The sequence below is a fragment of the Methylocystis borbori genome, from assembly GCF_036576025.1.
Lineage (GTDB): Bacteria > Pseudomonadota > Alphaproteobacteria > Rhizobiales > Beijerinckiaceae > Methylocystis > Methylocystis borbori.
Genome location: NZ_JAZHYN010000009.1, coordinates 24874 through 42619, shown reverse-complemented (window position 1 = coordinate 42619; position 17746 = coordinate 24874). Strand labels below are relative to the sequence as shown.

General features: G+C 64.1%; 16 protein-coding genes and 1 tRNA gene. 8 read left to right on the top strand and 9 right to left on the bottom strand.

Annotation, left to right across the window (positions count from 1 at the left end; translation table 11 throughout):
* Nucleotides 1–172 precede the first annotated feature (172 nt).
* On the bottom strand, nucleotides 173–1552 hold the full coding sequence (locus V3H18_RS04755; RefSeq protein ID WP_332080778.1) for a class II 3-deoxy-7-phosphoheptulonate synthase: 1380 nt from the start codon (nucleotides 1550–1552) through the stop codon (nucleotides 173–175).
* A gap of 357 nt (nucleotides 1553–1909) precedes the next feature.
* Here V3H18_RS04755 and V3H18_RS04750 point away from each other — a divergent pair, with 357 nt between their 5' ends.
* The gene (locus tag V3H18_RS04750; protein WP_332080777.1) at nucleotides 1910–3091 is read left to right on the top strand and encodes an acyltransferase family protein; all 1182 of its coding nucleotides are present in this window, start codon (nucleotides 1910–1912) and stop codon (nucleotides 3089–3091) included.
* Here the strand turns inward: V3H18_RS04750 and gor are convergent.
* From gor to V3H18_RS04735, 3 genes are read right to left on the bottom strand one after another with little or no spacing between them, the layout of a single operon-like run.
* Nucleotides 3088–4461: a glutathione-disulfide reductase gene (gene gor / locus V3H18_RS04745; RefSeq protein WP_332080775.1), complete on the bottom strand. Its 1374-nt coding sequence runs from the start codon at nucleotides 4459–4461 to the stop codon at nucleotides 3088–3090. The genes V3H18_RS04750 and gor overlap by 4 nt on opposite strands.
* Nucleotides 4458–5180, bottom strand: a complete 723-nt coding sequence (rpiA, locus tag V3H18_RS04740) for a ribose-5-phosphate isomerase RpiA (protein ID WP_332080774.1) — start codon at nucleotides 5178–5180, stop codon at nucleotides 4458–4460. The genes gor and rpiA overlap by 4 nt, the downstream gene beginning before the upstream one ends.
* Before the next feature lie 22 nt (nucleotides 5181–5202).
* On the bottom strand, nucleotides 5203–5523 hold the full coding sequence (locus tag V3H18_RS04735; RefSeq protein ID WP_332080823.1) for a hypothetical protein: 321 nt from the start codon (nucleotides 5521–5523) through the stop codon (nucleotides 5203–5205).
* Nucleotides 5524–5679: 156 nt separating this feature from the next.
* Between V3H18_RS04735 and V3H18_RS04730 the strand changes: the two genes are divergently transcribed.
* The 3 genes from V3H18_RS04730 to V3H18_RS04720 all read left to right on the top strand — a co-directional run bounded on the left by V3H18_RS04730 (nucleotide 5680) and on the right by V3H18_RS04720 (nucleotide 6676).
* Nucleotides 5680–5835: a hypothetical protein gene (locus V3H18_RS04730; RefSeq protein WP_332080773.1), complete on the top strand. Its 156-nt coding sequence runs from the start codon at nucleotides 5680–5682 to the stop codon at nucleotides 5833–5835.
* Nucleotides 5836–5845: 10 nt separating this feature from the next.
* Complete coding sequence (locus V3H18_RS04725; protein ID WP_332080772.1) at nucleotides 5846–6532, top strand: HAD family hydrolase; 687 nt, start codon at nucleotides 5846–5848, stop codon at nucleotides 6530–6532.
* Nucleotides 6533–6601: 69 nt separating this feature from the next.
* Nucleotides 6602–6676, top strand: a tRNA-Val gene (locus V3H18_RS04720).
* A gap of 149 nt (nucleotides 6677–6825) precedes the next feature.
* On the opposite strand, the gene V3H18_RS04715 is transcribed toward V3H18_RS04720, so the two are convergent.
* The 3 genes from V3H18_RS04715 to V3H18_RS04705 all read right to left on the bottom strand — a co-directional run bounded on the left by V3H18_RS04715 (nucleotide 6826) and on the right by V3H18_RS04705 (nucleotide 10973).
* The gene (locus tag V3H18_RS04715) at nucleotides 6826–7503 is read right to left on the bottom strand and encodes a CatA-like O-acetyltransferase (RefSeq protein WP_332080771.1); all 678 of its coding nucleotides are present in this window, start codon (nucleotides 7501–7503) and stop codon (nucleotides 6826–6828) included.
* Nucleotides 7504–7647: 144 nt separating this feature from the next.
* Complete coding sequence (locus V3H18_RS04710; protein ID WP_332080770.1) at nucleotides 7648–10095, bottom strand: GcvT family protein; 2448 nt, start codon at nucleotides 10093–10095, stop codon at nucleotides 7648–7650.
* Complete coding sequence (locus tag V3H18_RS04705; protein WP_332080769.1) at nucleotides 10095–10973, bottom strand: phosphotransferase; 879 nt, start codon at nucleotides 10971–10973, stop codon at nucleotides 10095–10097. The genes V3H18_RS04710 and V3H18_RS04705 overlap by 1 nt, the downstream gene beginning before the upstream one ends.
* Before the next feature lie 109 nt (nucleotides 10974–11082).
* On the opposite strand from V3H18_RS04705, the gene V3H18_RS04700 reads away from it, so the two are divergent.
* The gene (locus tag V3H18_RS04700) at nucleotides 11083–12456 is read left to right on the top strand and encodes an ethanolamine ammonia-lyase subunit EutB (protein WP_332080768.1); all 1374 of its coding nucleotides are present in this window, start codon (nucleotides 11083–11085) and stop codon (nucleotides 12454–12456) included.
* Nucleotides 12457–12459: 3 nt separating this feature from the next.
* A complete protein-coding gene (eutC, locus tag V3H18_RS04695; RefSeq protein WP_332080767.1) occupies nucleotides 12460–13263 on the top strand; it encodes an ethanolamine ammonia-lyase subunit EutC in 804 nt (267 codons plus the stop codon).
* Nucleotides 13264–13266: 3 nt separating this feature from the next.
* Here the strand turns inward: eutC and V3H18_RS04690 are convergent, their stop codons facing one another.
* Nucleotides 13267–14853 carry a DHA2 family efflux MFS transporter permease subunit gene (locus V3H18_RS04690; protein WP_332080766.1) on the bottom strand — a complete coding sequence of 529 codons (1587 nt, stop codon included), beginning with the start codon at nucleotides 14851–14853 and terminating at the stop codon, nucleotides 13267–13269.
* A gap of 373 nt (nucleotides 14854–15226) precedes the next feature.
* Between V3H18_RS04690 and V3H18_RS04685 the strand changes: the two genes are divergently transcribed.
* Complete coding sequence (locus tag V3H18_RS04685) at nucleotides 15227–15475, top strand: hypothetical protein (protein ID WP_332080765.1); 249 nt, start codon at nucleotides 15227–15229, stop codon at nucleotides 15473–15475.
* 148 nt (nucleotides 15476–15623) lie between these two features.
* Here the strand turns inward: V3H18_RS04685 and V3H18_RS04680 are convergent, their stop codons facing one another.
* A complete protein-coding gene (locus tag V3H18_RS04680; RefSeq protein WP_332080764.1) occupies nucleotides 15624–17192 on the bottom strand; it encodes a phytoene desaturase family protein in 1569 nt (522 codons plus the stop codon).
* 116 nt (nucleotides 17193–17308) lie between these two features.
* Between V3H18_RS04680 and msrB the strand changes: the two genes are divergently transcribed.
* The gene (gene msrB / locus V3H18_RS04675) at nucleotides 17309–17710 is read left to right on the top strand and encodes a peptide-methionine (R)-S-oxide reductase MsrB (protein ID WP_332080763.1); all 402 of its coding nucleotides are present in this window, start codon (nucleotides 17309–17311) and stop codon (nucleotides 17708–17710) included.
* Nucleotides 17711–17746: the final 36 nt, after the last annotated feature.

Sequence of the window (17746 nt, the reverse complement as noted above, 5' to 3'; positions counted from 1 at the left end):
TGCTGCGCGCGCCGGTCGAGCGGTTCGCGAGAAAAGTCGTTCCTCGCGGGCCGAAGGCCTGACTGGGAATTCAGATCGACATCCACAATGCTTGTTATGTTCTGGATTCCCGATCGCGCGTAGCGCGCATCGGGAATTACATCCAGAGCCATGCAGAGAGCGAGACGCGGCGTTATTCCGCCGCGCATTGCTCTCGCAGGCCGCGGGCGAGGCGCTCGGCCTTCAGCAATTCCGCCACGAGGAAAGCCACCTCGATCGCCTGTTCGGCGTTGAGGCGCGGATCGCAATAGGTGTGGTAGCGGTTGCGCAGATCGTCTTCCGAAATGGCGCGCGCGCCGCCCATGCATTCGGTCACGTCCTTGCCGGTCATTTCGAGATGAATGCCGCCGGCGTAGGAGCCTTCAGCCTGATGCACGGCGAAGAAGCCGCGGATCTCCGACATGATGCGATCGAAGGGCCTTGTCTTGTAACCCGCCGCGCTGATCGTGTTGCCGTGCATCGGATCGCAGGACCACACCACATTGCGGCCTTCGCGCGTGACGGCGCGCACGAGGGCGGGTAGCGCCTCCTCGATCTTGTCGGCGCCGAAGCGGCAGATCAGCGTCAGACGGCCCGCCTCGTTCTCGGGATCGAGCGCGTCGATCAGGCGCAGCAGCGCGTCGGGCTTGAGGCTCGGCCCGCATTTGAGGCCGATGGGATTTTTGACGCCGCGCACGAATTCGATATGCGCGCCATTCTCCTGCCGCGTGCGGTCGCCGACCCAGAGCATATGGCCGGAGGTCGCGTAATAGTCGCCCGTTGTCGAGTCGACGCGGGTCAGCGCCTGCTCGTAGCAGAGCAGCAGCGCTTCGTGCGAAGTGTAGAAATCCGTTCCGCGCAGTTCGGGATGGTGCTCGGGATCGAGTCCGATGGCGCGCATGAAGGAGAGCGTCTCGGTGATCTGATCGGCGAGCTTTTGATAGCGCTCCGACTGCGGGCTGTTTTTCACGAAGCCGAGCATCCAGCGATGGACGTTTTCGAGATTGGCGAAGCCGCCCGCCGCGAAGGCGCGGATGAGGTTCAAGGTGGCCGCCGACTGGCGATAGGCGAGCAATTGCCGCTGCGGATCGGGCTCGCGCGCCTGCGTGGTGAAGGCGAGATCATTGATGATGTCGCCGCGATAGCTCGGCAGCTCCACGTCGCCTTGCTTCTCCATGGGCGAGGAGCGCGGCTTGGCGAATTGGCCGGCGATGCGCCCGACCTTCACCACCGGCGAGGCGGCGGCATAGGTCAGCACCACGGCCATCTGCAGGAAGACGCGGAAGAAGTCGCGGATATTGTCCGCCGAATGTTCCGAGAAGCTCTCGGCGCAGTCGCCGCCCTGCAGCAGGAAAGCCTTGCCGGCGGCCACGTCGGCGAGCTGGCGCTTGAGATTGCGCGCCTCGCCCGCGAAAACGAGCGGCGGAAAGCCCGCGAGCTGCCGCTCGACCTCGGCGAGCGCCGCCTCATCCCGATAGATCGGCGTCTGCTCGATCGGCAAATCTCTCCAACTGCCCGGCGACCAGCGTTCCACTTTCCAAAACTCCGCGAATCGGCGCTTCGGCGGCGCGCTTCGGGGCTTCGCCGCAGCAGCTCCAGAGCAAAATCCCCTGGGACGGAGCCGCGTCGCGAATCCGTCTTGAACCGGAATTATGCTCTATCCCCTTAAATTATCGTTAGATTCACGTTCTTGACGGGCGCGCGCGTCCGTCAAGAACGATCTCGTTCCAGCGCGGTTTATAGATGAAAAATCCGTGGAATGCGACCCTCTTGGGCGAAGGCGCGCCTCACTGGAACTCTTCCGGCGCCTTGTTGACGCCTTATTTGGCCATGCGCTTTGGCTGCGGCTATAAGCCGACGAAGGCGGCGGCTTAAAGGGGCGAAGACGGCGATGCCGTTCATATTGTCACAGTTCATCGAGGCTTGCCGCTGGCTTGGCGCGCTCGTCGTGCTGGCGGTTCATACGAACAATATGTTCATCAACCTCGCCGACATCATGAGCGCGCCGCATGCGCCGCCGGTTTACGCCTGGTGGTTCTATTCCGCATTCGAGCTTGGCCATCAGGCCGTGCTCGCCTTTTTCGTGATGTCCGGCTATCTCGTCGGCGGCGCCGTGCTGGCGCATCTGCGCAAGGGCCAGGGTTTTCTGCGCGATTATTTCATCCACCGCGTCTCGCGCATCTATCTCGTGGTGGTGCCGGCGGTCCTGCTCACGCTCGTCTTCGATTCGCTCGGCCGCTGGCTCTTCGCCGGGAGCGGCGTCTATGACTGGACGCTGTTCAAAGGCCACTTTTCGCCGACGCTGCTTTTCGCGAGCTTTCTCAATCTGCAGGGCATCGCCTTCTCCTATTACGGCACCAACGGGCCCTTATGGTCGCTCGCCTGCGAATTTTGGTACTACGTCACCTTTCCCTTGCTGCTGCTGCCTTTCGCCCGCCACTATCCGCCGGCGGTGCGCTATGGCGGCTTCGCGCTCGGCGTCGCGCTTTTCGTCGCGCTCTCCATCCCGCCGAGCTGGTTCAGATTCGGCTATATTCTATGGGCGGGCGGCGCCTTCGCGACACTGATCCCCCGCGCCGTCATTCGCTCGCGCTGGCTGGCGCTCGGCCTTTACGCTGGTGTCGTCGCGATTATCCGTCTGACCGTGCGCGGTCCGATTCTCGAGGCGTATCCCTGGCTCCCGGACGTCACCGATCTCTTGGCCTCATGCCTGTTCATCATCGTGCTGCTCGCCTTCCGCTACGGGCCGCTCGAAGGCTTCTCGGCGCTGCGCCCCAAATTTCATAAGACGCTCGCCGATTTTTCCTTCTCGCTCTACAGCATCCATATGCCGATCCTGATTTTCGCGCGCGCCGCGGCGGGGGAAGTCTTCGGGCGGGACTGGGCGTCCGAGCTTGCGACGCCGAAACACTACGCCGTGGCTTTTTCGGTGATGGGGGTCGCCATCGTTTCGGGCTATCTCTTCTCGCGCGTCACCGAGGCGAAGACCGGCGCGGCGCGGCGCAAATTGCGCGCCCTGCTCGACAGGATCGTTCCCCTGCGCCAGGAGGCGCGCCAGGGGATCGAAGCCTAATCTTTCGGCGCGTGCCGGCGCGCCGGCGCCCGCAAGGTGACAAGCTCTTCCGCCATCGTCGGATGCACCGCCATGGTCGCGTCGAAATCGCGTTTCGTCGCGCCCATGCGCAGCGCGATCGCGATCAATTGCGCCATCTCGCCGGCCTCGGGCCCGAAGATATGCGCGCCGACGACGCGCTGACTCTCGCCATCGACGACGAGCTTCATATAGACGCGCTCGACGCGCCCCGACAGCGTCGCCCGCATCGGGCGAAACTGCGTCTCATATATGTCGAGAGCGCCGTAGCGGGCGATCGCCTCGGCTTCCGTCAGGCCGACGGTTCCGATTTCCGGCGTCGTGAAGACCGCGCTTGGCGTGTAGTCGTAATCGACGCTGGTCGGCGCGGCGCCGAAGACCGTGTCGGCGAAAGCCTGTCCCTCGCGAATGGCGACCGGCGTGAGGTTTATGCGATCGGTCACGTCGCCGACGGCGTAGATCGATTCGACATTGCTGCGCGAATGGGCGTCGACCGCGACCGCCCCATTCTCGCGCAAGGCGACGCCCGCCGCCTCTAACCCGAGATTTTGCGTCAGGGGCCGCCGCCCCGTGGCGATGAGGAGGCAGTCGACCGTGAGCGGCGCGCCGTCGCTCATCTCCACTTCGAGCCCATGCGCGCATTTGACGACGCGGGTCGGCAATGCGCCCGGCCGATGGACGACGCCCGCGGATTTGAGCGCATCGGCGAGACGTCCGCGCAAATCCTCGTCGAAGCCGCGCAGCGGCAGGTCGGCGCGATAGGCGAGATGCGTCTGCGCCCCCAGCCGCGCGAAGACGCACGCGAATTCGACCGCGATATAGCCGGCGCCGACGATAAGCAGCCGTTGCGGAAATTTCGGCAGATCGAAAATCTCATTCGACGAGATCCCGAATTCAATGCCGGGAATATGCGGCGCGAGTACAGGCGCGCCGCCCGTCGCGACGAGAAGATAGCGCGCCCGCGCCGTGCGGCCGTCGGAGAAGCGCACGTCATTCGGGCCGGCCACTGTCGCCCGCGCGCGAATAAGCTCGACGCCGGCGTTGGCGAGGGTTTCGACATAAAGCCCGGAGAGGCGCGAGATCTCCTTTTCCTTGGCGGCGACGAGCGTCGGCCAGTCGAAGGAAATATCCCGGGCGCGCCAGCCAAAGCCCGCGGCGTCCTCGAATTCGTCGCGAAAACGGCTCGCGAGCACATAGAGCTTTTTGGGCACGCAGCCGCGAATGACGCAGGTGCCGCCGACGCGAAATTCTTCGGCGATGGCGACTTTGGCGCCATGGCTCGCGGCGACGCGCGCCGCGCGCACGCCGCCAGAGCCCGCGCCGATGACGATGAGGTCGTAGTCAAATGTCACGAGAGTTCGCCCGATATGTCGCCGATGATGCGCACGCCGTCGCTAACCCCGACGATAATCGCCGTCGCGAGGCCGATAAAGAGGCCGTGATCGACGACGCCGGGGATCGCCGAAAGGCGCGTTGCGAGCGCGTCGGGGTCGTCGATGGCGCCGAAAGCGCAGTCGACCGTGTAATGGCCGCCGTCGGTGACGAAGGGTTCGCCCGGCGCCGTCTCGCGCAGGGTCAGCGGTCCGATGAGGCCGAGGCCGCGCGCCGCGCGCTCGATATGCAGAAAGGTGGCGCGCGCGCCGAAACGGTCGATCTCGACGGGCAGGGGAAAGGCGCCGAGCGTCTTCACCTCTTTCGTCGCATCGGCGATGACGAACATGCGCTCCGACGCCGCGGCGACGATCTTCTCGCGCAAAAGCGCGCCGCCGCCGCCCTTGATAAGGCGAAGCGACGCGTCGAATTCGTCGGCGCCGTCGATGGCGAGGTCAAGCTGCGGCGTTTCGTCCAGCGTCGAGAGCGTCAGCCCGAGGCTTTCGGCCTGCGCTCTCGTGCGCTCGGAGGTCGGCACGCAGACGACCGAGAGGCCCTCCTTTACGCGCGCGCCGAGGAGATCGACGAAATGCGCCGCCGTCGATCCTGTGCCGAGGCCGAGCCGCATGCCATGCGTCACCGTCGCGAGCGCGGCCCTTGCGGCGGCGCGCTTCATCCCTTCCGCTGAAACCACGCTCATGCCGTCTTGCGCTCCGCTTCGTCTATTTCGCCTGCGGCGTGCAGACCACCGAACGTTCGTTAAAGACGAAACAGATGGACATCATCCCGGAGCGCAGATCGACGCGAAACACGCCGCCCTCGCCCGTGTGGCGGGAGGCGACCAGCGCATATTCGCCGAAAGGTCCGGCCTTGGCGCCTTCGCCCGGGGGATAGCAGAGCGTCACGCCCATCGGCGCGCCCTCTTTGAGGCCATATTGGCAGGCGCCGACCTCGCCATTCGAGCGGTCGAGCCGGAAGACGCGATTGAGGTCCGTCTGCGGCGCGGCGAGGAATTCGTAATTCCCGGCGACCGCCGCCGGCATGGCGACTTGCGCGGCGGCGAACGCCAAAATCCCCGGAAAGCCAAATCGCTGCTTATGCTTATGGCGCGTCCCATGCATCTTGGCGCTCTCCCTGTCGCGAATCGGTCGGCGCAGTCTATACGCGGAGTTTGACGGCTAGAGCAGGTTCCGAAAAAGTTGACAGACTTTTTCGATGAGAACCTGCTCCAATATTTTGATTTTGAGCGATTCCTTATCGATCACATGATTTCATCTGATCGGGAAGCGCTCTCGGCAGGCAAATTTCGCGTGATGCGCTCCGCCGCGCTTGATCCGGCGCGCCAGCGCGGCTAGCCAAGCGGCCATGAACCCGCGCCCCCCGATCCTCGTCTTCGATCTCGACGGCACTTTGGCCGACACCGCCCATGATCTGATCGGAACGCTGAATGCGCTGCTCGCGCGCGCGGGGTTCGCGCCGCTCGCGCTCGACATCGGGCGCCCGCTTGTGGGCGCCGGGGCGCGGGCGCTGGTCGAGCGCGGCTTTACCTTGCGCGCCGGGGCGCCGCTCGCGCCCGAGCGCGTGGAGCCGCTGGTCAAGGATTTCCTCGCCCATTACGAAGACCATATCGCCGACGAGAGCCGGCTTTTCCCCGGGGCGCTCGCGGCGCTCGACCGCTTCAAGGAGGCGGGCTTCCGCCTCGCCGTCTGCACCAATAAGCCAGAGGGCCTCGCGCGGCTGCTTTTGGAAAAGCTCGCGGCGGCCGACCGTTTCGCGGCGATCTGCGGGCGCGGCAGCTTTCCCATGCATAAGCCCGATCCGCGCACGCTTCTCTTGACGATCGACGCCGCCGGCGGCGATCCGCGCCGGGCGGCGATGGTCGGGGATTCGAAGACCGACATCGACACGGCGCGCGCCGCCGGAACGCCCGCCATCGCCGTCGATTTCGGCTATACGGAGACGCCGGTCGCGGCTTTTTCGCCGGACCGGGTGATCTCGCATTTCGACGAATTATGGGATGCGACGCAGGCGCTCTTCGCGGCGCATACTTGACGGGGAGCCTCGCCCTCCCGTACAGGATTGGCGACGCGCCAAATGCGCGAGACGCGTAAGACGCGCGACGGGCGGCTAGCTCAGCGGGAGAGCACTCCCTTCACACGGGAGGGGTCACAGGTTCAATCCCTGTGCCGCCCACCATTTAAGGTCCTGATTTAGTCTAACTTTATCAGACGCCTCGAAAACGATCCCACCCTCATTTTTACGGTCTTGCCGCGCTCTTGTCACAACGGGACGGCGCTGAAAACGTCGCTCGCAAGCTGCGCAATTTGGCCGCCGGATAGCGCCGATCACCTTGACGCTTCTAACAGGCATTTCTCAGGTTCGGCGCAGTAGCCGCTCAGCTTTTCGACGAAGCGCCCGATGTGCAGCCCGTCGACAAGGCCGTGATGGACCTGGACGCCCAAGGGCATCGTCTCCCGGCCGGCCTCGCTGTGTATCTTCCCGGTCGTAATGACCGGGATCGACGCATAACTCGCTTCATAAGGGTGATGTATCGATGAAAAGCCGAACCAGGGAAGGTTGGTGAGGAAAATTCGCTGGTCGCGTCCGTCCGTTTTATCCTGGTTCGGAGACTGTTTCGCGCGCTCGATCGCTTCTTGGAGCGAGGCATAGTCGGCGGCGAAGTTTCCCGTATAGTCCGCGTCGGCGAAACCGAATGTGTCATTGTCCAAGAGCACCGTGAGCGACGGGTGGACATGGTCGAACTCGACCAGCCGATCCGCGACGATCCTGTGGCGAAATTCGGGGACCTCATTCGCCGCTCTCGCGATCAGAAAAGCGAGGACGGGATAGAACCGCAATTGGCGCGCGCGGATATGCCGTCTAAGGGCCGTTATCTCGACAGTCGTCGTGATCGAGAATACGGGAACGGTTCGGCTGCGAAAGGCCTCGTAAAGGCGCCGACGAGGATAGGCCGCAAGATCAATTTCCCGGCATTCCGCTGCGCCAGATTTTTTCTCGGTCATCGTCGCTTCCGACTGCGCCTAGAGCGCTTATCGATCACATGGAATCATGTGATCGATAAGGAATCGCTCAAAATCAAAATATTGGAGCAGGTTCTCATCGAAAAAGTCTGTCAACTTTTTCGGAACCTGCTCTATACGCCCGCGTCACGCGCGAACGCGCGTTCCCTTAGGATCGATAAAAGGCTCGAGCGAAACGAAGGCACGAACGCGTTCGCCGGCTACATCCAGTTCATAGTCGCCGGCGCGTACGAATTCCAAGGTCGCGCCGGCCTCATGGCGCACATAGCCATAGCCGATCGGCTTTCCGATCGAGTAGCCGAAGCCGCCGCTGGAGAGCCAGCCCACGCGTTCGCCGTTGCGATAGATCGTCTCCCGTCCCAGCAGCGTCACGTCGGCATCTTCGACCGAAAAGCCGACGAGCCGGCGCGGCGGCGGGCTCCTCGCCGCCTGTTCGAGCGCCTCGCGCCCCTGAAACGGCTGGTCCGATTTCAATTTCGCCGCCCATCCGAGCCCGGCCATGAGCGGCGAGTGATCCGGACCGATGTCGGCGCCCCAGGCGCGATAGGCTTTTTCCAGGCGCAGCGATTCGATGGCGCGATAGCCTGCGTTCGCGAGGCCGAAATTCTCTCCGGCCGCCATCAGCCGGTCGTAGACGCAGATAGCGAATTCGACGGGAATATGCAGCTCCCAGCCGAGTTCGCCGACATAGGTGACGCGGATCGCCATCACCGGCGCGCCGGCGACGCGAATCTCCCGCGCCGTCATGAAGGGAAAGGCGGCGTTGGATACATCCTCCGCGCAGCAGGAGGCGAGTATGTCGCGCGCGCGCGGCCCCATGAGCGCGAGCACGGCGCGCGCCGAGGTCACGTCGATCAATGTCGCGTCCATGCCTTGCGGAATGGATCGCCTGATCCAATCGAAATCATGCGTCGCGAAGCCCGTCCCGGTGACGATGTAATAGCGATCTCGGTCGAGGCGCGTCACGGTGAGATCGCATTCGATCCCGCCCTTGCGGTTCAGCATTTGCGTGTAGATCACGCTGCCCGGCGGCTTGGCGACATTATTCGCCGCGATCCAGGACAGAGCCGCTTCCGCGTCACGCCCAATCAGCAGCGCCTTGGCGAAACTCGTCTGATCGAAGAGGGCCGCGGCCTCGCGACAGGCGCGATGTTCGCGTCCCACGGCCTCGAACCATCCGGGCTTGGCGAAGGAATAGCGATCTTCCGCGGCTTCGCCGGCGGCGAGGTCGGCGAACCAGTTCGGCCGTTCGAAGCCCATCTTCTCGCCGAAACAGGCGCCGCGCTCCTTTAAGCGGTCGTAGAGCGGCGAACGGCGCAAGGGCCGGCCCGAGCGATATTCCTCCGCCGGCCAGGCGATGGAATAATGCCGCGCATAGGCCTCGAGCGTGCGTATGCGCACCCATTCCGGGTCCTGGTGATTGGGGCCGAAACGGCGGATATCGACCGCCCAAAGATCGAAAGGCGGTTCGCCGTCCGCCGCCCATTCGGCGAGCGCCATGCCGGCGCCGCCGGCCGAGGCGATGCCGAAAGCGTTGAAGCCGGCGCCGACGAAGAGATTGCGAACCTCGGGCGCCTCGCCAATCATCCAATTGCCGTCCGGCGTGAAGCCTTCGAGGCCGTTGATCATCTGCTTGACGCCGGCCGAGGCGAGCGCGGGAATGCGGCCGAGCGCAAGCTCCATGATGGGTTCGAAATGGTCCCAGTCGTCTTCGAGCAGGCGGAAGGCGAAGTCGTCGGGGACATGCGCGCCGCTCCAGGGAATGGGATTCGGCTCATAGCCGCCCATCACGAGGCCGCCGACTTCCTCCTTGTAATAGGTGAGGCGATCCGGATCGCGCAGCGTCGGCAGATCGGCCGTCACGCCCTCGATGCGCTCGGTGACGATATATTGGTGATGGATGGGCGCGAGCGGGACGCTGACGCCCGCCCGCCGAGCCAAACGCGGCGTCCATTGTCCGCAGCAGAGAACCGCCTTTTCGCAGTCGATGCGTCCCCCATCGGTCTCCAGCGCCCTGACGCGCCCGTCTTCGACGACGATATTCGTCACCGCGACATTTTCGATCAGCTTCGCGCCGGCGAGACGGGCCCCCTTGGCGAGCGCCTGGGTGATGTCGGAAGGGTTGGCTTGTCCGTCCGTCGGCAGGAAGGCGGCGCCGACGACGTCATCCACATTCATCAACGGCCAGAGCGCCTGCGCCTCTTTGGGTCCGAGGAGATGCATCTCCAGGCCGAAACTATGGGCGGTCGTCGCCTGGCGCTTCACCTCGATCCAGCGATCCGCATTGCAGGCGAGACGCAGGCCGCCATTGCGTTTCCAGCCTGTCGCAAAGCCGGTCTCCGCTTCGAGCTTGTCATAAAGTTCGACGGAGTAGCCGAGGAGACGCGTGATATTGGCGTTCGTCCGCAATTGCCCGATGAGGCCGGCAGCATGCCATGTCGAGCCCGACGTCAATTGACGCCTTTCCAGCAGCAGGACTTCGATATTGCGCTTGGCCAAATGGTAGGCGACCGAACATCCGACAATCCCGCCGCCGACGACGATGACTTTTGCGCTGCGCGGCAGGTCGGTCATTAAGCCTCCATTTCTCCATAGGCGGCCTCGAAACGCCGCAGATTTTCTTCGGTGTAGGAGACATAGTCGAAGTCGATCGTCGACTTGATCTCCGAAACCATGCTCCACAGGGATTCGCGCAGCAGCGAGGCGCAGCGCATCGCCCGGAAATGACGCCGCAATTCGTCCGTCGGCGCGGCTTCGAAATAATGGCCGAGCATCGTCTCGTCGTCGCCGGCGTCGAAGCCATTGTTCGAGGACAGGCCGCCGAGATCGAAAAGCGGCGTGTTCCAGCCGGCGTAATCCCAATCGACGAGCCAGAGCCGCTGGCCGTCGTCGATAAAATTCGCCGCGAGCAAATCATTGTGGCCGAAGACGAGATCGATCGGCCCGACGGCGCGCTCCAGCTTTTTCGCTCGTTCGAGAAATTGCGGCAGGTCGCGAGTCTTGCGGCCGCCCTCCTCGGCGAGCGTACGCGCATAGTCGCGGATCACGTGGAAGACGTTGAAGGAGAGCGTCGGGCCGCGAAGGTGGTCCGGCATGTCGCGATGCGCGCGCTTTACGAGCGCGACGCAACGAAGGAGATTCTGCCGAATGTCCTCGGGACCGTAGGTTCGCCCGTCGATAAATTCCATGACGAGAAAGGGCGACGCGGCGTAGATCACTTCCGGCGAAATCCCCGCGGCCGCCCCAGCCCTCGCCGCCGCCAATTCGTTGAAGCGCATGATTCCATGCGCGGGGATGTCCTCGCCGAAGCGCACGACGAACCGGCGACCCTTTTCTTTCGCGAGATAATTCTTGTTGGTGATGCCGCCGTGCAAAGGCTCGATTTCGACGGCGCCGGTCCAGATCGGAAGCGCGCGGATCAGCATTTCGGGATCCGGCGCATCTGCGGCCATGCTGGCTTTTCCTCGTCGCTAATCCGATCAGACTAAAGTGGCGTCAGGAGGGTGACAAGCCGGCTGTTGGCCATTACCTTTATACACACCGTCGTCAAGGCGCCTACCCATGTACACGATAGACGTCCAGGGAACCCGCTATCGGTTCGACGACCTCAAATCGCTGATGGCGAAAGCGACGCCGCTGCGATCCGGCGACTGTCTGGCGGGCGTCGCCGCGGAGAGCGCGGTCGAGCGCGTCGCGGCGCAGATGCGGCTCGCCGATCTCCCCTTATCGACCTTCCTTAAAGAACCGTTGATCCCTTATGAAGACGATGAGGTGACAAGGCTCATCCTCGACACGCATGAGGGCGAGGCCTTCGCGCCGATTGCGAGCTTCACGGTCGGAGAGTTTCGTAACTGGCTTCTTTCCGACGCCGCGACAGGCGAGACTCTCGCCGCTTTGGCGAAAGGGATCACGCCGGAAATGGCGGCCTCCGTCGCCAAAATTTGTCGCAATCAGGATTTGGTCGCCATCTCCGCGAAAATCCGAGTCGTCACGCGCTTTCGCGACACGATCGGACTGCCCGGCGCGCTTTCTTCCCGCATTCAGCCCAATCATCCCACCGACGATCTCAAGGGCGTTCTCGCGAGCGTCATCGATGGTCTGCTGCTCGGCAACGGCGACGCGGTCATCGGAATCAATCCCGCCTCGGACAGTCCGCAACGCTGCCTTGATCTGCTGCTGCTCCTCGACGAGTTGCGTCAGTCGCTCCACATTCCCACCCAGTCCTGCGTGCTGACGCATGTGACGACGACGCTCCAACTCATCGGACAAGGCGCGCCCGTCGACCTCGTCTTTCAATCCATCGCCGGGACGCAGGCGGCGAACCGCAGCTTCGGCGTCGATCTTGCCGTCCTGAAAGAAGCAAATGAAGCGGCGCGCGGCCTGCGGCGCGGAACCGTCGGCGACAACGTCATGTATTTCGAGACCGGCCAGGGCAGCGCGCTGTCGGCGGACGCCCATCACGGCTGCGACCAGCAGACGCTCGAAGCGCGCGCCTATGGCGTCGCCCGCGCCTTCGAGCCTCTCCTCGTCAATACCGTCGTCGGATTCATCGGACCGGAATATCTCTTCGACGGAAAGCAGATCATTCGCGCCGGGCTCGAAGATCATTTCTGCGGGAAGCTGCTCGGCCTCCCCATGGGCTGCGACGCCTGCTACACCAATCACGCGGAAGCCGACCAGAACGACATCGACGATTTGCTGACGCTTCTCGCCGTCGCGGGCGTCAATTACGTCATGGGCGTTCCGGGCGGGGACGACATCATGTTGAATTACCAAAGCACCTCTTATCACGACGTCGCCGCGATGCGGCGCGTGTTGAATCTGACCCCCGCGCCCGAATTCGCCGAATGGCTGCGGGAGATGCAGGTCTCCGACCAAGCGGCGCCATCGCAATCCCTCCCGGCGCCTTTCCTGCGTCTTTTGGCGAGCGCTTAGGCCATGGTGGGTAAGCCGCCCGCGCTCGATAATCGCCTGGCGCCGCTGCGCGCCTCGACGCCGGCGCGCATCTTCCTGCCCAGCGCCGGCGCGGCGGTCGCGACGGACGCCAGTCTCGCATTCCAATTGGCGCATGCGCAGGCGCGCGACGCCGTCGAGGATCGTCTCGACGCCGACGCGCTCGCGCAGCGACTGCGCGCGCGCGGGCTGGAGACGATCTGCGTCGAAAGCGCCGCCTCGAGCGGACGCGTCTATTTGATGCGTCCGGATCTCGGGCGACGCCTTGATGAATCCGCCCCTCCGCGGTTGGCGGCGTTTTCGGGCGCCTATGATCTCGTCTTCGTCATCGCCGACGGACTTTCCGCCCGCGCGATCGCCGCTCACGCCGCGCCCCTGCTGGACGCCGCGCTGCCAGCGTTTCAAAGCGATGGTTGGCGGATCGGGCCCGTCGTCGTCGTTCAGCGCGGCCGCGTCGCGATCGGAGACGAAATCGGCGATATCCTCGGCGCAAAGCTCGTGGCCGTCCTCATCGGAGAGCGCCCGGGGTTGTCATCGCCCGACAGTCTCGGCGTCTATCTCACCTTCGGGCCGCGCGTCGGCCGCAGCGACGCCGAGCGCAATTGTTTGTCCAATATACGTCAACAGGGCATGTCCTACGTCGAGGCGGCGGCGAGGCTCTTCTATCTCGCCGCCGAGGCGCGCCGCCGGAAAATATCGGGCGTCGAGCTGAAAGACGAATTCTCGGCTGATCCGGCCCGTTCTCTCGGCATCGAGGAAACGGGGGCCTTGCCGAGGGAAGGTCAATGACCCTCACGGCTGCTCCATCAGCTCCTCGGCGGCGAGGCGCGTCAATTCGTCCTCATCCCTCTTCTTAGGCGCATGGCTCGGATAGGCGAGCCAGACGACGCCCGCGAGGCAGACGAAAACCATCGCGCCAACGACAAAGGCGTCATTGAGCGCAAGGATCTGCGCCTGCTGACGGATGAGCCGCCCCGCCTGGGCGCGCGCGGCGTCCGCCGACATGCCCATCGCCTGAAGCCTGTCCAGAACCGGCGTAAGGACATCGAGCGAGGCGAAGCGGCGCCCGCCGAAATGATCCGCGAGATCCAGCTGATGGAAGGGCGTCCGTCTGAAGAAAACGACGCCCAGCAGCGTGATGCCGAAGGCGCCGAAGACCGTGCGCAGCATGGCGAGCTCCTCCGCCGCGCGGATCAGCCGCTCGCCGGAAAGGCCGGTCATGGCCAGCGCCGCGAGCGGCGCAAAGAACATGGCGATTGAAAAGCCGAAGAAAAACATCGGCGTTTCGATGTCGTCGAAATAAGCGTTCTTGTCGTATTGGCCGATCCAGACGAAAGTCACGGCGAGGCCGATGAAATTGAGAAACACGATCAGCCGCACGTCGACGTTCTTGCACAATTCGTGAACCACCGCGGCGGTCGCCATGGCGAGGAAAATCATCATCAGATAGACCATGCCCGCATGCGAGGAGGTGTAGCCGAGCAGAACCTGCAATTGCACGACGAAGACCGAGAGCAGGCCCTGGATCACGAGAAAGCCGACGAGCGAGCAAAATGTCGCGATGGCGAAATTGCGGCGCAGAAACAGGCGCAGATCGAGCGCCGGGCGCCGCTCGCCGAACTCCCAGAAAATGAAAAGGGGCAGCGCCAGCAGCACGACGAGCAACAGCCAGGTGAGCAGCGGCGATCCGAACCAGTCGAAATCATTGCCCATGTTGAGGATGCTTTGCGCGCCGACGAGGATCGCTCCGAGCAGCAGAAAGCCGACAGTGTCGAAGCGCGCGATGCGGCGCGGGACGGCGCGCCCATAGAAGAGCGTTAGCATCACGCCCGCTACGCCGAGCGAAACGACGACATTGGAAAAAAACATCCAGCGCCAGTCGAAATATTCGGCCCAATAGCCGCCCATGAACACGCCGACCGTGAAAGGCGCCATGCTCATGACGCCCCAAAAGCCGACGCCAAGCGTGCGCCGCTCGGGCGCATACTGGGCGAGCGTCACGGATTGCGCGAGCGGCAGGGCGATTCCGCCCATCAGCCCGAGGAGAAAGCGCGCGGCGGCAAAAAAGCCGATCGTCTCGCTCGCCGCGCAAAGCACCGAGGCGAGGGCGTAGGCGCAGAGCGCGCCGATGAGGACGCGATAATCGCCAAAGCGCGTCGCAAGCCAGCGCGAGAGCGGCAGGCCGAGGGCGATGCCGATCATATGATCGGTCGTCGCCCAGGTTCCGTAGCTCGGCGTCACGCCCTGCAGGCTCCCGGCCGCATAGGGCGCGAGCACCGTATAGCCCGGCACGTTGGAGAGCATGACGACATTGGCCGCCCCCGCCGCCGCATTGAGCAGGAGGAAGCGCCAGCCCTCGATGCGCGCCGCTTGCGTCATCGGCGTCCCGCAATTTGATGCGGCGTCTTCAAGGCGGGGAAGGAAGGCATGGGCGCGTTTTCCCGCGAAAGCAGATCGACGGGAATTTAGCCAAAATCGCCGCCAAAGCCAAAAGTCGCCCAAACCGGAATGAGTTGAAGTCAAATTGATTGCGCAAGGATTTCGCGCCGCGCCATGCGGGGAGGGAAGCCATCGCCCGCGGCGTCGGAATTTTTCCCGAAGGGCGTCGCGCGCGGCAAGGAATAAATGCGACTTGATTCCGAGCCGGCGCGATGCAATCAAGTTCCTTTGTCGCTCGGGGAGGCGCGCATGGTCTTTCGCGCGTGTGGTTCCCTCCGGCCCCGGAGCGTCTCTCAACGGAAGGACGATCTGAATGCGCATCTTTTTGCGGCTATCGGCTATGCTGGCTTTCTTCATGGCCGCGCCGGTTCTTGCCCAGGGAACGCCGGAGCAGCGCGAGGCCTGCGAGAGCGACGCGCATCGCATCTGCGACGCTTACGTTCCCGACGCGATCGCCATCGAGAAATGCTTGAGAGCGAATGTGGGCTCGGTCAGCGCCGCCTGCCAGCGTGAATTGGGCGTCGCGCCGTCCACGGGCGGCGGCAAGAAGCGCAAACGCTAGATCGCCTTCGCGCCAACGGCGCGGGCGCCGACGAAAATCGGAAGCCCGCGCCGCGCATGTTTTTGCCGAAGCGCATGCAGTTCAGCCCATAAAATAAGTCAATTCAATATATTAAAGCCAGTTTATACTCTCGGCGTCGGGCGGGCCTTCAATTCGCGCCCGCAAGCCGTGTTTCGGCAAGCCGCGCGGCTTCCGCCCCCGACAGCATCGCCCCATTGAAGCCATGTTCGCCGCCGAAGGCCGAGGCGAGATAAAGCCCGGCGATCGGCGTCAGAGGCGTGCGCGGAAAGCCCATCAGGATCGGCTCCTCGGCTGGCAGCGCCGCGAAGCCGTAGACTGAGCCCTCAGGCGTGTTGAGATAGCCCGCCATCGAATGGGCGTTGAGCAGCATGCGCGTCGTGACGAGACCCGAGAACCCCGGATAGTCGCGATCGAGCGACTGCTGAATGGCGTCGAGCCAGCGTTCGCGCCGCGCGACCGCCGCCTCGCGCTCGACCCCTTGCCAATTCGCGAGGCGGTCGAGGCCGAGCACGGCGACAAGGATCGGCGGCTCGTCCCACAGGCCTGAATCGACAGCGGTGAAATTGGCGATCGTGTGGAGCGGCAGCGCCCCCTTGGGGTCGTCCGCCATCGCGCCCGCGCCGTCGCCATATTGGTCGAATCGCTGCATATTCTGGGGCAGCACGACGGTCGAAAAATCCGTCAGCCCGACGCTCGCGGGCTTGGCGCTCAAGCCGAAATTGGCACAAAAAAGCGACGTCGAGAGCCGCCGCTTGCCGAAAGCTTCGTCCATCCTGGCGCGCGCCGGGGCCTCCATCATCGCCGCGGCGACGGAGGGGGCGCAATTCGCCATGACGACCCCCGCCTCGATGCGTTCTTCGTCGTCGCCGGCGCGTCGCGCGACATGGCGGATCGCGACGGCGGCGCCGTCGGCGTCGGTTTCGATGGCGTTGACGAGCCGGCCCATGCGCACGACGCCGCCGGATTTGGTGATGGCCTTGGCGAGCTTAAGGCTCAACTGCCGCGAACCGCCTTTAATATAGGCGCCGCCGGAGGCGATATAGCCGCCCTGCGCCAGGGCGTAGAAAATCCACCACAGCCGGCGCGGATCGTCGCCGTAATAGGCGAGATTGGCCCCGAGCGCGCATTTCAAGGCTTCGCAGCCGGCAAAATCGCGCTCCATGATCTCGTCGAGCGAATTCACCCAGCCGGCGGCGGCGGGAGCGACTTCCCAAAGGCCGCGCGCCAATTTGGCGAGCGAGGCCTCCTCCCGCGCCTGTTTCAATGTCCAGAGCGCGTCGTGGATCTGCTCGACCTCGCCGAGAAACCGTTTGATCCCCGCGCGCTTGTCGGGAAAACGCGCGGCGAGCGCGTCATGAGCGGCGGCGAAGCCGAAGGGCAGTTCGAAGGGTTCTCCCACCGGCCCGCCGCGCACTTTATAAAGCGCGCCCGTTGGCAGCCATTCGATTTCGTCGAGAATGCCGAGCTTGCTGAGAATATCGTGCTTGGCGTCGCGCGGATTGCGCGCGTCGGAGGTCTGATGAAGAGAGGCTTCGACGGTGAGGTCGCCCACCTTATAGACGGACGCCGCGCCCCCGAGGCTGAAATTGCGCTCCAGCAGGCAGACGCTATAGCCGGCGTGCGCGAGCAGCGCCCCCGCCGTCAATCCGCCCAGTCCCGAGCCGATCACCACGGCGTCGAATTTCTTGTCAGTCATTCTCGAATCATGGTTGGCGCCGCAAGAAGGCCACTCTATCCGGCGGCGCCCTCTGGCGAAAGCCGGACGCCGACATAAGATTAGGTCCAATTCCCCTGTTCTCGGAAAGGCTGCCCATGACCGAAGAAAGCTTTCCCGTCACCCGCACCGACGCCGAATGGCGCGCGCTGCTCACGCCCGAGCAATATGAGGTGATGCGCCAACACGGCACGGAGCGGCCGGGCAGTTGCGCGCTCAACCATGAGAAGCGGCGGGGCTCTTTCACTTGCGCGGGCTGCGGCCAGCCGCTGTTTCGCTCCGCCGAGAAATTCGAAAGCGGAACGGGCTGGCCGAGCTTTTTCGATCCGCTGCTCGGCGCGCTCGGCTCCCATGTCGACCGCGGCTACGGCATGGTGCGCACGGAAGTCCATTGCAGCCGCTGCGGCTCGCATCTCGGCCATGTCTTCAACGATGGGCCGCCCCCGACCGGCCTGCGCTATTGCATCAATGGCGTCGCGCTTGATTTTCAGCCGGAATGAGCGGGCGCGCGACTATTTGGCTTTATGATCGCCCGA

What these genes read in the sequence shown, in the direction of transcription:
- V3H18_RS04750 (WP_332080777.1), top strand. Translation starts at nt 1,910, where the DNA reads ATGCCGTTCATATTGTCACAGTTCATCGAGGCTTGCCGCTGGCTTGGC.
- rpiA (WP_332080774.1), bottom strand. Translation starts at nt 5,180, where the DNA reads ATGAGCGTGGTTTCAGCGGAAGGGATGAAGCGCGCCGCCGCAAGGGCC.
- V3H18_RS04735 (WP_332080823.1), bottom strand. Translation starts at nt 5,523, where the DNA reads ATGCCGGCGGCGGTCGCCGGGAATTACGAATTCCTCGCCGCGCCGCAG.
- V3H18_RS04725 (WP_332080772.1), top strand. Translation starts at nt 5,846, where the DNA reads ATGAACCCGCGCCCCCCGATCCTCGTCTTCGATCTCGACGGCACTTTG.
- V3H18_RS04715 (WP_332080771.1), bottom strand. Translation starts at nt 7,503, where the DNA reads ATGACCGAGAAAAAATCTGGCGCAGCGGAATGCCGGGAAATTGATCTT.
- V3H18_RS04710 (WP_332080770.1), bottom strand. Translation starts at nt 10,095, where the DNA reads ATGACCGACCTGCCGCGCAGCGCAAAAGTCATCGTCGTCGGCGGCGGG.
- V3H18_RS04705 (WP_332080769.1), bottom strand. Translation starts at nt 10,973, where the DNA reads ATGGCCGCAGATGCGCCGGATCCCGAAATGCTGATCCGCGCGCTTCCG.
- V3H18_RS04700 (WP_332080768.1), top strand. Translation starts at nt 11,083, where the DNA reads ATGTACACGATAGACGTCCAGGGAACCCGCTATCGGTTCGACGACCTC.
- eutC (WP_332080767.1), top strand. Translation starts at nt 12,460, where the DNA reads ATGGTGGGTAAGCCGCCCGCGCTCGATAATCGCCTGGCGCCGCTGCGC.
- V3H18_RS04690 (WP_332080766.1), bottom strand. Translation starts at nt 14,853, where the DNA reads ATGACGCAAGCGGCGCGCATCGAGGGCTGGCGCTTCCTCCTGCTCAAT.
- V3H18_RS04685 (WP_332080765.1), top strand. Translation starts at nt 15,227, where the DNA reads ATGCGCATCTTTTTGCGGCTATCGGCTATGCTGGCTTTCTTCATGGCC.
- V3H18_RS04680 (WP_332080764.1), bottom strand. Translation starts at nt 17,192, where the DNA reads ATGACTGACAAGAAATTCGACGCCGTGGTGATCGGCTCGGGACTGGGC.
- msrB (WP_332080763.1), top strand. Translation starts at nt 17,309, where the DNA reads ATGACCGAAGAAAGCTTTCCCGTCACCCGCACCGACGCCGAATGGCGC.